This is a genomic window from Fundidesulfovibrio sp. (genome assembly GCF_058402725.1).
Genome location: NZ_JBZVFJ010000112.1, coordinates 1 through 13048, shown reverse-complemented (window position 1 = coordinate 13048; position 13048 = coordinate 1). Strand labels below are relative to the sequence as shown.

Below are 13048 nucleotides of genomic sequence, written 5' to 3'. Positions count from 1 at the left end.
TAGTATTGCAGGAGCGCCCGTATGATCAACTGATTCACGGGCATCCACACCGGGCCTCGCCAGTTGGAGTTGCCGCCGAACATCCAGGAGTCCGAGTCGCCGGGCACGTAGCCCACGCTGTGGGTCTGGCCCTGCACCTCGATGGAGTAGGGGTGGTCCAGGTGGTGGCGCGAGAGCGAGCGGATGCCGCAGGGGCTCAGGAATTCGTTTTCGTCCAGAAGTCGGGCCAGGATGCGGCGCAGGCGGGTCTCGTCCAGCAGGGAGAGGAGCCCGCGCCCTTTCGCGCCCCGGTGGGCCGGGCCGAAGGGGTGCATGCTCCGGGCCAGTTCGGGCATGCGCTCCAGGCGCGGGCGCATCATGGCCTCCATGCGCGCCAGGGTGTCCCGGCCGTCGTCCTCGATCACCGTGGCCGCGCACAGCGGCAGGAGCCCCACCATGGAGCGCGCCCGCAGCCGTCGGGCGCTGCCGTCGGGCAGGCGCAGGAGGTCGTAGTAGAAGCCGTCCTCCTCGTCCCACATGCCCTCGGGGCCGGGGCGGTTCATGCCCGAGGCGATCCAGAGGAAGTGCTCCAGGAACTTGCGGAGCAGGTCCTCCTGGTGGGTGTCGTGGCGGGAGAGTTCCAGGCTCATCTCGACCATGTTCTGGCAGTAGAGGGCCATCCAGGCCGTGGCGTCGGCCTGTTCCAGGCAGCCGCCCTCGGGCAGGCCCTTGCTGCGGTCGAAGACTCCGATGTTGTCCAGGCCCAGAAAACCGCCGTCGAAGACGTTGCGGCCGAAGCGGTCCTTGCGGTTCACCCACCAGGTGAAGTTGAGCAGCAGCTTGGCGTAGGCCCGGCGCAGGAAATCCAGGTCGCCCCTGCCCGTGCGCGACTGCTCCGTTCGGTAGGTGAAGAGCGCGGCCCAGGCGTGCACGGGGGGGTTCACGTCGGAGAAGTTCCACTCGTAGGCCGGGATCTGGCCGTTGGGGTGCAGGTAGTCCTCGCGCAGCATGAGCAGCAGCTGCTCCTTGGCCAGGTCCGGGTCGGCCAGGCCCAGGGCCAGGGAGTGGAAGGCAAGGTCCCAGGCGGCGTACCAGGGATATTCCCACTTGTCGGGCATGGAGATCACGTGGTCGTTGTCCATGTGGAACCATTCCCGGTTGCGGCAGGGGCGCTCCGCGTGCTCCAGGGGGTGCGCGCCGTGGTCGCGCAGCCAGCGGTCCAGGTCGAAGCGGTAGTACTGCTTGGACCAGAACATGCCTGCCAGGGCCTGGCGCAGGACCATGGCCTCGTCGGCGCTGGCCGCCCGGGGAGTCAGGCCCGCGTAGAAGGCGTCGGCCTCGGCCAGGCGCTGGTCCATGATCCGGGTGAACTCCGCGCCGAGAGGGTCGGGTTCGTCGACGTCCGGCTCGGGAGTGCACGGACCGGGCGGAAGCGTCCGGGGGGCGTCGCGCCCGGGGGCGTCCGGTCCTGCGCACGACGACGCGGCCCGTTCGCTCAGGCGCAGGCGGACCTCCGCCTCCCCGCCCGCCTCCAGATGGAGCACATAGTGGACGCAGGCCTTGGTTCCCCTGCCCTCCGGGTTCACGGCCGAGGCGTCGCCGTGGATGAGCAGGCGGTGGAAGGCGTCCTTCACATACGGGCTTGGGTTGGGCGCGCCCCAAAGGCGCTCCGTGTTGGATTCGTTCCCGGTGAAGAGAAAACGCCCCCCGGACTGGCAGCGCAGAAGAAAGTCCGGCAGGGGCGGGTCGAGGGCGGGGTCGTTCAGTCGGGCGAGCAGGGCGGGCGTCCGCGCCCCGGCGACGGCGGCGATCTCGGGCCTGGGGCGGCCCTCGTCCCAGGACCACGTGTTGCGGAACCACAGCGTGGGCAGAAGGTGCAGCGTGGCCGCTTCCGGCCCCCGGTTGCGGACGGTGACGCGCACGAGCACGTCGCCGGGCGAGGCTTTGGCGTAGTCCGCGAACACGTCGAAGTACCTGGAGTCGTCGAAGACGCCGGTGTCCAGAAGCTCGTATTCAGGCTCCCGGCGCGAGCGGGCGGCGTTGGTGCGCACCAGATCCTCGTAGGGGTAGGGGGCCTGGGGGTACTTGTAGAGCTGGCGCATCCAGGAGTGGGTGGGCGTGGAATCCAGGTAGAAGGAGTATTCCTTCACGTCCTCGCCGTGGTTGCCCTCCTCGTTGGCCAGCCCGAAGAGGCGCTCCTTGAGGATGGGGTCGCGCCCGTTCCAGAGGCACAGGGCGAAGCAGAGGCGCTGCCGGTCGTCGCAGAAGCCCGCGATGCCGTCCTCGCCGTGGCGGTAGGCGCGGGATCGGGCGTGGTCGTGGGGGAAGTGGTTCCAGGCGTCGCCGTCGGGGGAGTAGTCTTCGCGCACGGCGCCCCACTGGCGCTCGGAGAGGTAGGGGCCCAGACGCTTCCAGTCGGCCGTGCCTTCGCGGTGCTCCAGGAGCCTTTGTTCCTCGGCGTTCATGGCGTGGCCTCCTTGCGGGTTCAGTTTCGTGATGGGGCCTTTCGCGGCCGAGTTCAAGGGGGGGCGGCAAATTAGTCCCCGGCGCGCCTTCCATACGGGCCGCATCCTGGGATAGGGTGGGGCATGCGTGTGCGGGCGGATCACCTCCTGGGCCTTGCGGCCCTGCTGGCGCTTCTGCTGGCGTGGGATGCAGCCTGCGCCGGAGAACTCCGGCGTGCGGCGCTCATCCCCCAGTGGGAGCCCCAGGCCCAGTTCGCGGGCTACTACGCGGCGCGGGCCAAGGGGTTCTACGCCGCCCGGGGCGTGGACCTGGAGATCCTGCGCGGCGGCCCCGCCAGCCCGCCTTCGGCCCTGCTGGCCCTTGGGCGCGCCCAGTTCGGCACGCTCTTTCTCTCCACGGCCCTGCGCGAGCGCTCCGAGGGCCTGAAGCTCGTGAACCTGGCCCAGTTCCTGCGCGGCGCAACCATGCTCCTGGTGGCCCGGCGCGCCAGCGGCATCGAAAAGCCCGAGGACCTGCAGGGCAGACGCGTGAGCCTCTGGGAGAAGGAATACAACATCCAGCCCCGGGCCTTTTTCCGCAAATACCGCGTGGGCGTGAAGCCCCTGCCCCAGGGCTTCACCGTGGACCTCTTCCTGCGCGGCGGAGCGGACGCCATGGCCGCCATGAACTACAACGAATACCATGTGCTCCTGAACGCCGGGCTCGACCCCTGGGAGCTGACGGTCTTCCCCATGCGCGACCACGGCCTGGACTACCCCGAGGACGGCCTCTACGCCCTGGAGGACACCTGCCGGGCCGACCCGGATCTCTGCCGCGCCGTGGCCGAGGCCAGCATCGAGGGCTGGCGCTGGGTGTTCGACCACCCCGAGGAGGCCCTGGATCTGGTGATGGTGGAGGTGCGCGCCGCGCACCTGCCCACCAACCGCATGCACCAGAAGTGGATGCTGGAGCGCCTGCGCGAGGCCATGACGCCCCAGGGCGGCCCAGGCCCCGGGCCGCTCTCCCGGGAGGAGTTCGAGACCATGGCCCGAGCCCTGAAGGAGGAGGGGCTTCTGGCGACCCCCGTGCGCTACGAGGATTTCCGTGTCCCGGCCTTCTGACGCACCCTCGCCCGGCGCGCGGCCTTCAGGCGCTGCCTGCGGCGGTCATCCGTCGGCCGCGGCCGTTTCCGGGATGCGGGCCTCGCGGGGCCTGGCCTTCCGGCTCTCGCTGGTGATCCTGGCCTGCACAACGGCCATCTTCGGGGCGGCCTTCGCCTGGCACCACACCGCGTCCAAGGAGGCCCTGGTGCGCCAGGCCCGGGAGGACGCAGGCAACCTGACCCTGGCCAGCACCCGCAAGATCGAGTCCGTGCTGGCCTCGGTGGAGGAGATTCCGGGCCTGCTGGCCTACGGCTACGGCAAGGCGAAGCCCACGCGCCAGGCCGTCCGGCAGGACCTCACGGGCTTCATCGTCTACAACCCGGCGGTCTACGGGGCCTGCGTGGCCTACGCGCCGGGGGCCTTCGAGCCGGGGCTGCGCCGTTTCGCGCCCTACGCCTACAAGGTGGAGGGCGTGCCCGTGGTCAAGGAGCTGGAGGACGAGGGCTACCCCCTGGCCGACTGGTTTCTCATCCCCAAGGAGCTGGGCCGCCCCCTGTGGAGCGAGCCCTACTTCGACGAGGGCGGCGGCGGCATCGTCATGAGCACCTACGGCGTGCCCTTCCACGCCGTGGAGGACGGCCGCCGGGCCTTCATGGGCGTGGTCACGGCGGACGTGTCCCTGGAGTGGCTGCGCGACCTGCTCTCGGGCATCACGGTGTACCGTTCGGGCTACGCCTTCCTGCTCTCGCGCAACGGGGTGTTCCTCACGCACCCGGACGCCTCCTTCGTGATGCGCGAGTCGGTGTTCAGTCTGGCGGAGCAGGCGAACAGCCAGGAGCTGCGCCGCATCGGCCAGGAGATGATCCGGGGAGGGACGGGCTTCGTGCGCCTGCCGGAGTTCGTGCTGGGCCGTCCGGCCTGGCTCTCCTACGCGCCGGTGATGAAGACCGGGTGGTCCATGGGCCTGGTGATCCCCGAGGGCGAGCTCTTCGCGGACCTGGAGCGCCTGGGCCGCCAGGTTCTGGGCATCGGCCTGGGCGGATTCGCGCTGCTCTTCGCGGTGGTCGTGGTGGTGTCCACGTCCATCACGCGGCCCCTCAAAACCCTGGCCGGGCGCACCGCAGAGATCGCCCGGGGCAACCTGGACATCCCCGTGCCCCAGCCCGCCACGGGGGACGAGGTGGGCCAACTGGCGCGCTCCTTCGAGGAGATGCGCCTGGCCCTGCGCGAGTACATCGCCAACCTCACCGAGACCACCAAGGCCAAGGAACGCATGGAGTCCGAGCTGAAGATCGCCCGGACCATCCAGATGAGCTTTTTGCCCAAGCGCTTCCCGCCCTTCCCGGAGATCGGGGCCTTCGAGCTGCACGCCTCCCTGGAGCCCGCACTGGAAGTTGGCGGCGATCTTTTCGACTTCTTCCTGCTGGAGGACGGCAGGCTCCTCTTCCTGGTGGGAGACGTGTCCGGCAAGGGCGTGCCCGCCGCGCTCTTCATGGCCGTGACCAAGACGCTCATCAAGGGCATCGCCGAGGTGGAGCACTCCCCGGCGGCCATCCTGGACCGCGTGAACCGCGAACTCCTGGTGGACAACGAGTCCATGCTCTTCGTGACCATGTTCCTGGGCATCCTGGACCACCAGACGGGCGAGCTGGCCTATTCCAACGCCGGGCACAACCCCCCGGCGCTGATGGGCGGGGGCGGGGCCGCCTGGCTGCCCCTGCCCAAGGGACTCTTCCTGGGCGTGATGGACGTGGCCGTCTACAAGGACATGAGCGTGCGCCTGGAGCCCGGCCAGTGCCTGCTGGTGACCACTGACGGCGTGAACGAGGCCGTGGACGAGGCGCGGTCCTTCTACACCTCCGAGCGTCTCCTGGAGACGGCGGCCGCCCTCTCCGGGCGCGGGGCGCGCGAGGTCTGCGAGGGCGTGACGGCCTCGGTGCGGGCCTTCCAGGGCCAGGCGGAGCAGGCCGACGACATCACCGTGCTGGCCCTGGTCTACCGGGGGGCGAAGCGAGGAGAGCGATGACGTGGAGCAGGTGACGTTCGTGGAAGGCGGTCGGGAGCTTCTGGAGCGCACGGCTTCCCTGTGGGAGCGCCTCAACGCCCACCACGGCCGGGTGAGCCCGGATTTCGCGGCGCTCTACGCCGGGCGGGACTTCGCCTGGCGTCTGGCCAAGTGGCGCGCCGTCTCGGAGGGCGGCCTGCGGGCCTGGCTGGCCCTGGCCGGGGAGGAGCCCGTGGGATTCGCCGTGGTGGCCGTCGACGCGGCGGGCGCGGGCGAGCTGGCCACGCTCTTTGTGGAGGAGGCCTGGCGCGGCCGGGGCCTCGGGCGCGAGCTGGCGCAGCGTGGCCTCGCCTGGCTGGAGGGCATGAACGTCAGCGGGGTCTCCCTGGAAGTGGTGGGAGGCAACGAGGGGGCGGCGGCTTTCTACGAGACGCTGGGCTTCAGGGTGCGCAAGCTGCGCATGGAGCGTGTGGCGCGCCCAGGATCAAGCCCGCAGGATTGACTGATTAAACATTTGAAATCAAACATGAAAAAGATCGGCGCTTATCGGTGTGTTGTCGATTGTTTGAGGTCCAGAAACATCTCCGCCACGTCGTCGTCGGTGTTGCGCCACACCTCGAAACCCACCTTCTCGGCCAGCCCCTGCATGCCCTTGTTTTCCAGGAGCGCCTGGCCCTTGATGGCCCCGGTGCCCCGCTCGCGGCAGTAGCGGATGATCTTCTCCATGAGCATCCGCCCCAGGCCCAGGCTCTTCTGGTCCGAGCGCACGATGATGGCGAACTCGGCCGAGGAGTTGTCGGGCTTGGTGGAGGCGCGCACCACGCCCAGGGTTTCGGCCTGCCCCTCCTCGCCCGGCGAGGAGGCGATGAAGGCCATCTCGCGTTCGTAGTCGATCTGGGTGAGCCGGGCCATCTCCATGTGGGAGAGCTCGCGCACCACGCCGAAGAAGCGGAAACGCAGATCCTCCGGGGAAAGGTGCTTGAAGAATTCGTAGTGGGCGGGCTCGTCCTCGGGCCGGATGGGCCGGATGAGCGCCCGTCTGCCGTTTTTCAGCGTGACTTCCTCTTCCAGTTCCTTGGGGTAGGGGCGGATGGCCAGGCGGTCCTGCCCGGAGGCCATCACCTCGGCCACGCGGATGCGCGCGCCCAGCACCGCCACGCCCTGGGAGTCGGCGAAGAGGGGGTTCACGTCGATTTCCTGGATCTGGGGGATGTCGATGATCAGCTGGGCCACCTGGATGATGGTCAGGCAGATGGCGTCCAGGTCCGCCGGGGGGCGTCCGCCCAGGCCGCGCAGGAAGGCGGCCACGCGGGTGCGGCTGATCAGGTCGCGCGCGAGGCTCATGTTCAGGGGCGGCAGGGCGATGGCCTTGTCCTGGGAGAGCTTTGCCGCAAGGCCTCCCTGGCCGAAGCGGATGTAGGGGCCGAACACCGGGTCCACCATGGCCTGCACCAGGAGTTCCTGCGCGCCCCGGCGGCCCATCTTCTGCACGATGTAGCCCTTGATGGAGGCCCCAAGCTCCAGCTTGCGCGCCCGGGCCTTGATGGCCTGGGCGGCCTGGCGCAGCTCGGCCTCGTCCTCGATGTCGAGCACCACGCCGCCCACGTCGAAGGGCTGGGGAATCTCGGGGGAGACGATCTTCAGGGCCACGGGGAAGCCAAGGTCGCGCGCGGCCTCCACCACCTCCTCGGTGTTTCCGGCCAGGCGCGAGGAGATCACGGGAACGCCGTAGGAGGCCAGCACCACCTTGGCCTCGGGCTCGGTGAGTTCCGAGCGGCCGTCTTCGAGCACGGCCTGGATCACGCCCTGGGAGGCCTCGGTGTCCGGGGTGAACCCGGCCGGGATGGAGGGCGGCATCTCCATGAGCAGTTCCTGGGTGCGGCGGTGGTTGGCCAGGTCCAGGAAGGCGCGCACGGCGGTGTCGGGCGTGGCGTAGGAGGGGATGCCCGCCTTGGCGAAAAGCGCGCGCGAGGCCTCGGCCACGCCGTGGCCCAGCCAGCAGGTGAACACCGGACGCTGGCTCTTGGCGGCGGCCTGGATCACGGCCTGGGCCGCCTCCTCGCCCGCCACGGCCGCGAAGGGCACGTGGAGCACCATGACGGCGTTGGACTCCTTGTCCTTGAGCAGGAGCGCGAGCACTTCGCGGTAAAGTTCCGGCGAGGCCGTGAGCCCCATGTCCACGATGCCGTCGCGCAGCCAGTTGGGGCCGATGAGTTCGCGCAGGGCGCGGGCGGTCTCGGGGGCGGGCATGGCCAGCTTGCCGCCGCGCTCCACCAAAGTGTCGGCGCTCATCACGCCCACGGAGCCGCCGTTGGTGAGGATCACCAGGCGGTCGCCGCGCAACTGCTGGGTCTTGGAGAGCGTCTGGGCGGCGTCGAAGAGGGCGTCGATCTCGAACACGCGCAGCATGCCCGCGCGCCGGAAGGCCTCGTTGTACACCTCGTCCAGGCCCTGGCCGGGCTTGGCCAGGGACTCCCCGCCCGGCCCGCGCCGACGCCCGGGCTTGACCACCAGCACGGGCTTGTTGCGCGCTGCGGCGCGCGCGGCGCTCAGGAACTTGCGCGCGTCGGAAACGCTCTCCAGGTAGAGCAGGATGGAGCGGGTGTTGGGGTCGCTGGTGAGGTAGTCCAGGAGGTCGTGGTATTTGAGGTCCAGCCGGTCGCCCAGGGAGACCACGTAGGAGAAGCCCACGCCGTGGCCGCGCGCCCAGTCCAGCACGCCCGTGAAGAGCGAGGCCGACTGGGAGATGAAGGCGATGCGGCCCTTGGGCGGGTCCGCCTTCACCAGGCTGGCGTTGAGCCCGATGGCCGGGATGATCAGGCCCAGTCCCGAGGGCCCGAGGATGCGGATGCCCTCTTCCTCGGCAGCGGCGAGCATCTTTTCCTGCACTTCCCACTTGTCGCCCGGATCGAGCCGGGCGTAGCCGGGGCAGAGGGCCACGGCGGCCTTCACGCCGCGTCGGCCCAGGCGGTAGATGTAGTCCGGCGCTTCCTGGGGGGGGATGCAGAGCACGGCCAGGTCGGGGGTGAGGGGCAGGGTGTCCACGCCCTTGTAGGCGGGTTCGCCCAGGATGGAGTCTTCGGTGGTGGAAAGCGGCATCACCGGGCCCAGGAACTTGCCCGCAAGCAGGTTCTCCATCACCACGCGTCCCACGTGGCCCGGCTCGTTGGTGGCTCCGATCACGGCCACGGAGTTGGGCTTGAACAGCCCGTCCAGATTGGCGACGCTCATGCTGGGCGCTTGTTACGGTGTAAGGGTTGAGCTATGACTTCCTGACAATCTCAGGATAGATGCACGTCGACGATCCGGCAAGCACGATTTTCGCCGCGCCGCGAGGAGAGCCATGAACCAACACGACCGCGAACGCTTCTGGGCCGAGCGCGCCCACGAACTGGTCCAGTGGAGCGAGCCCTGGACCAGGGCCTGTCCCGCCTCCATGGAGCAGTCCTCCAACTGGTTCGAGGGGGCCTCCCTGGACGTGAGCGCCAACTGCCTGGACCGCCACCTCGCGGCGGGTCGCGCCGACGTGCCCGCGCTCATCTGGCAGGGCGAGCCCGAGGGCGACGCCGTCACGCTCACCTACGCCGGGCTTTCGGCCGAGGTGCGTCGCGCATCCGTGGTGCTGGCGGGCCTGGGCGTTTCCAAGGGCGACGTGGTGGGCCTCTCCCTGCCCGCCCTGCCCGAGCTGGTGGTGGCCATGCTGGCCCTGGCGCGCCTGGGCGCGGTGCACCTGGTGTTCCCGGCCGGGCTCTCCCCCGCCGTGGTCTCGGAGCGTCTGGAGGCCTGCCGGGCCAGGCTCTTCATCACCGCCGACGGCTGCTTCAAGGCCGGGCGCGCCGTGGCCGTGAGCCAGCCCGATGGCGGCCCGCGCCGCGTGATCGTGCGCCGCACCGGCCAGCCCCTGGAGAACGCCCGCCCGGACGATCTCTGGTGGAGCGAGCTCATGGACGCCCACCCCACGCCGCCCTTCCTGCCCGCCGCCGTGCACGGCGCGCAGGACCCCCTGTTCATCCTCTACACCTCGGGCTCCTCGGGGCGTCCCAAGGGCGTGGTCCATTCGGCCGGGGGCTTCCTCACGGCGTGCGCCTACTCGGCGCGCCAGGCCTTCGGCGTCGGGCCGGGCATGACCCTGTGGTGCCTGGCCGAGCCGGGCTGGATCATGGGCCACGCCTACGCCGTCTACGCCCCCCTGTGCCTGGGCGCGGCCACGCTTCTCTACGAGGGATCGCCCAGCCACCCCCAGCCCGACCGCCTCTGGCGCATCGCCCAGAAGCACCAGGTGGCCACGCTCATCACCACTCCGGCCGTCACGGGCCAGCTCATGCGCGAGGGAGAGGCCTGGCCCGCCGCGCGCGACCTGCCCGCGCTCCGGCTGGTGGTCAGCGTGGGCGAAAAGCTCACCCCCGAGAACCGTCGCTGGCTCTCGCGCTGCGTGGCCAAGGGCCGCGCCCCCGTGGTGGACGCCTGGGGCCAGACCGAAACCGGCGGCGTGCTCATGATCTCGGGCAGCCAGGGCGGGCTCGCCCCGCTCACGGGCGTGGACCTGGTCGCCGGACAGGACCAGCGCCTCGTGCTGGAAAGCCCCTGGCCGGGACTGGCCCGATCCCTGGCGGACGGCTCCTCCCTGCCCACGTCGGGTGGCTACGACACCGGCGACCTGGCCAGGCTCTCCCAGGACGGCAAGATCCTCGTGCTCGGGCGCTCCGAGCTGGCCGGGTGCGAGCTGCCCCTGGTGCACGTGGAGGAGGCCGTGGCCTCCCACCCCGACGTGGCCGAGGCTGCGGCCGTGGGCTGCGGCGGGCAGGTGGTGGTCTACGCCACGCTCAAGGCCGAGGCCCAGGACCCTCAGGCCGCGCCCGGGGACATCGCGGCCCTGGTGCGCCGCGAACTGCCGGGCCAGAGCTTCCCCCTGGACGTGCGCGTGGTGGAGGAACTCCCCAAGACCCGCTCCGGCAAGATCGCCCGCCACGCCCTGCGCCAGGCGGCCGAGGGCCGCTCCGGCGAGGTGTCCGGGCTGGCCGATCCCTCCGTGATGACGCAACTTCTCGGCGGGACGGACGCCCTCTTCTGAGGAGTCGCGGGAAACCCTTGACATGCCCGGAACAAGGCATAGATAGCTGGGCGTCCGTAACGGACGGCGGAGGCATGCCTTGATCCTCGTTCTCGTCGTGTCGTTTCTAGCCGTGCTTCTCTCTCCCGGGGAGGCCTTCGCGTGGGGCCCCGGCGTGCACACCGCCGCGGCGCGCTTCGTGCTGGCCAACCTGGACCTGTTGCCCCAGGCTGCGGCCGCCGTAATCTCCCAGCATCCGCGCACGTTCCTCTACGGCTGCCTCTCGGCCGACTTCTTCGTGGGCAAGGGCGTCTCCGTGAAGCCCGGGCACAGCCACAACTGGCAGAGCGCCCAGAGCCTGCTGGACTCGGCCCGCACGCGCCAGCTCAAGGCCCACGCCCTGGGCTACCTCTCCCACCTGGCCGCCGACGTGGTGGCCCACAACCTCTACGTGCCCCAGGTGATCGCGCGCACGGCCCTGCACAACAACCTGGCCCACGTCTACGTGGAGATGCAGGCGGACTCGCGCCTCACCGGCGGCCTGGGCCGCGCGGGCAAGCTCTCGCGCCCCTCCCAGAAGCTGGTGGACAAGAGCCTCGTGGAGACCCTGCGCAAGAACCCCCTGGCTTACGTCTGCCGCAAGGGCGTGTTCCAGGGCAGCGCCCGTCTGGGAGGCCTGCGCGGCTGGCACCGCTCGCTGCGCTTCGCCCAGCGCGTGATGCCCCTGCCCGACGAGGCTTGCGGCCTGGAGGGCATGTTCGAGCTCTCGCTGCGCTCCGTGCTGGAGATCCTGCGCGATCCGCGCGGGGCCGCGCTCATGGATTTCGACCCCATAGGCAGCCGCAACCTGGCCCTGGCCCGGCGCGGCCTGGCCCCCGAGTCCCTGTCCCTGCGGCTCCCACCCCTGCCCAGCCCCGTCCTGCAGGACGTGGCCTAGCCCCGTGGAGCGCCCGGCGGCCCGCGTCTTCAGGCCCGGCGGGCTTGAGGGCGTGGAGTGCCTGGCGGCCAGGGGTCTCAAGGTCCGCTTCGCCCGTCACTTCCACGAGGGCTACGCCGTGGGCGTGGTGGAGGAGGGCGCGCTGGGCTTCCGCTACCTGGGCCGCTCCTGCCTGGCCCGGGCGGGGCTGGTGAACCTCACGGCCCCGGGCGAGGTCCACGACGGCCGCCCTGCCTGCGACGCGGGCTGGACCTACCGCATGTTCTACCTGGAGCCCCGCGTCCTTGCGGAGGTGGCCTCCGAACTGGACGAGGGCGCGGCGCGCCTGCCCGAGTTCGCCTCCGGCGTGCTGGACGACCCCGTCCTGGCCGGGGGGCTGGCCGCCCTGCACCGCGACCTGGAGGCCGGGGCCGCCACGCTCCTGGAACGCCAGGAGCGCCTGCGCGCCCTGCTGTCGGCCTGGATCGCCCGGCACGCCGAGCGCAGCCCCGCCCCCGCTCTGGCCCCGGTTCTGGCATCGGGAACGGGAGCAGGAACGGCATTGGCGGTCGCACCGGTTCCCGGCCAAGGGCCGGCTCCGGCCCGGCACAGACGGAGCCGCGAGCCGGGGGCCGTGGCCCTGGCCAGGGATTTCCTGCACGAACGCGCCGCGCATCCCGTCCCCCTGGAGGAGCTTTCCCGCGAGTCCGGGCTCTCGCCCTGGCGTCTCACCAGGGCCTTCACCCGCGCCGTGGGCATCGCTCCCCACGCCTACCAGCTCCAACTGCGCGTGGAGCAGGCGCGTGGCCTGCTGGCGCGGGGCGAGCCCATCGCCAACGTTGCCCTGGCCTGCGGCTTCAGCGATCAGAGCCACCTGAACCGGGCCTTCAAGCGCTTCACCGGCCTCACCCCGGGCCAGTACGCCCAAAGCTTCGCCCGCCAGGCCCGCTAAGCGCGCGGGACCATCGAGGGGAGTCCGGCACGCCTGGGCCGCCGGGTCTGATCGTCATCGGGCTCGGCCGGTCCCCGGCTCCGCGCCGTCTCCGGTTTGTCTCCGGCGCGTCCCGGGCGTGATGCGCCAGGGCAAGATCGTCCAAGACCCCCGCACCCCTTCCGGGGCATGACCCCTCGCGCGTACCTCCCGTGGGAGCGTGCGACGATCCGTCAGCGAGGTGTTCCCGTGCGGCCTTCGGTTCACAATGGCGCGACCCTGCGCCCGGTGCTGGACATGTCCCTGGCCATGGTCCTGGTGGGGGCCACGGCCCCCCTGGGCGAAGTGGCCCTGCGGGGCATCCCCCTTTTCGTTGTGCTTGCGGCCCGGCTCTTCCTGGCCGGGGCGGCCCTGTGGCTCCTGGACCGGGCGCGTCGGGCTGGGGGTTCCCGTTCGTCCCCGCCCCTGCGGCTTTCGCCGCGCCACTGGGCCGTGCTGGCTTTTCAGTCCCTGTGCGGCGTGGTGGTCTTCAACTGCTGCCTCTGGCTGGGCATGGAGACCGCAGGAGCGTGCGACGATCCGTCAGCGAGGTGTTCCCGTGCGGCCTTCGGTTCACAAT

The 13048-nt window shown here is 70.7% G+C and carries 9 protein-coding genes; 7 read left to right on the top strand and 2 right to left on the bottom strand.

All coding sequences use genetic code 11. The annotated features are described in order from the left end of the window. Positions 1-2444, bottom strand: a 2444-nt coding sequence (locus tag ACV4UX_RS13835; protein ID WP_491593865.1) for an MGH1-like glycoside hydrolase domain-containing protein, incomplete at its 3' end; no start/stop codon positions are given. Between the two features lie 123 nt (positions 2445-2567). Here ACV4UX_RS13835 and ACV4UX_RS13830 point away from each other — a divergent pair. The 3 genes from ACV4UX_RS13830 to ACV4UX_RS13820 all read left to right on the top strand — a co-directional run bounded on the left by ACV4UX_RS13830 (position 2568) and on the right by ACV4UX_RS13820 (position 6034). Next, positions 2568-3545, top strand: a complete 978-nt coding sequence (locus tag ACV4UX_RS13830; protein ID WP_491593864.1) for an ABC transporter substrate-binding protein — start codon at positions 2568-2570, stop codon at positions 3543-3545. Between the two features lie 73 nt (positions 3546-3618). Then, positions 3619-5553, top strand: a complete 1935-nt coding sequence (locus ACV4UX_RS13825) for a SpoIIE family protein phosphatase (RefSeq protein WP_491593863.1) — start codon at positions 3619-3621, stop codon at positions 5551-5553. Between the two features lies 1 nt (position 5554). Next, positions 5555-6034, top strand: coding sequence for a GNAT family N-acetyltransferase (locus ACV4UX_RS13820; protein WP_491593862.1), 480 nt, complete (start codon positions 5555-5557; stop codon positions 6032-6034). Positions 6035-6075: 41 nt separating this feature from the next. On the opposite strand, the gene ACV4UX_RS13815 is transcribed toward ACV4UX_RS13820, so the two are convergent. Continuing rightward, positions 6076-8763: a bifunctional acetate--CoA ligase family protein/GNAT family N-acetyltransferase gene (locus ACV4UX_RS13815; RefSeq protein ID WP_491593861.1), complete on the bottom strand. Its 2688-nt coding sequence runs from the start codon at positions 8761-8763 to the stop codon at positions 6076-6078. A gap of 112 nt (positions 8764-8875) precedes the next feature. Between ACV4UX_RS13815 and ACV4UX_RS13810 the strand changes: the two genes are divergently transcribed. The 4 genes from ACV4UX_RS13810 to ACV4UX_RS13795 all read left to right on the top strand — a co-directional run. Further along, on the top strand, positions 8876-10603 hold the full coding sequence (locus ACV4UX_RS13810; RefSeq protein WP_491593860.1) for an AMP-binding protein: 1728 nt from the start codon (positions 8876-8878) through the stop codon (positions 10601-10603). 79 nt (positions 10604-10682) lie between these two features. Beyond that, the gene (locus ACV4UX_RS13805) at positions 10683-11519 is read left to right on the top strand and encodes a zinc dependent phospholipase C family protein (RefSeq protein WP_491593859.1); all 837 of its coding nucleotides are present in this window, start codon (positions 10683-10685) and stop codon (positions 11517-11519) included. Positions 11520-11523: 4 nt separating this feature from the next. Further along, positions 11524-12450, top strand: a complete 927-nt coding sequence (locus ACV4UX_RS13800) for an AraC family transcriptional regulator (RefSeq protein ID WP_491593858.1) — start codon at positions 11524-11526, stop codon at positions 12448-12450. 228 nt (positions 12451-12678) lie between these two features. Beyond that, on the top strand, positions 12679-13048 hold a 370-nt coding region (locus tag ACV4UX_RS13795), incomplete at its 3' end, for a hypothetical protein (protein ID WP_491593857.1).

Coding starts and splice junctions, on each gene's coding strand:
- ACV4UX_RS13825 (WP_491593863.1), top strand. CDS start 3,619: ATGCGGGCCTCGCGGGGCCTGGCCTTCCGGCTCTCGCTGGTGATCCTG.
- ACV4UX_RS13830 (WP_491593864.1), top strand. CDS start 2,568: ATGCGTGTGCGGGCGGATCACCTCCTGGGCCTTGCGGCCCTGCTGGCG.
- ACV4UX_RS13810 (WP_491593860.1), top strand. CDS start 8,876: ATGAACCAACACGACCGCGAACGCTTCTGGGCCGAGCGCGCCCACGAA.
- ACV4UX_RS13815 (WP_491593861.1), bottom strand. CDS start 8,763: ATGAGCGTCGCCAATCTGGACGGGCTGTTCAAGCCCAACTCCGTGGCC.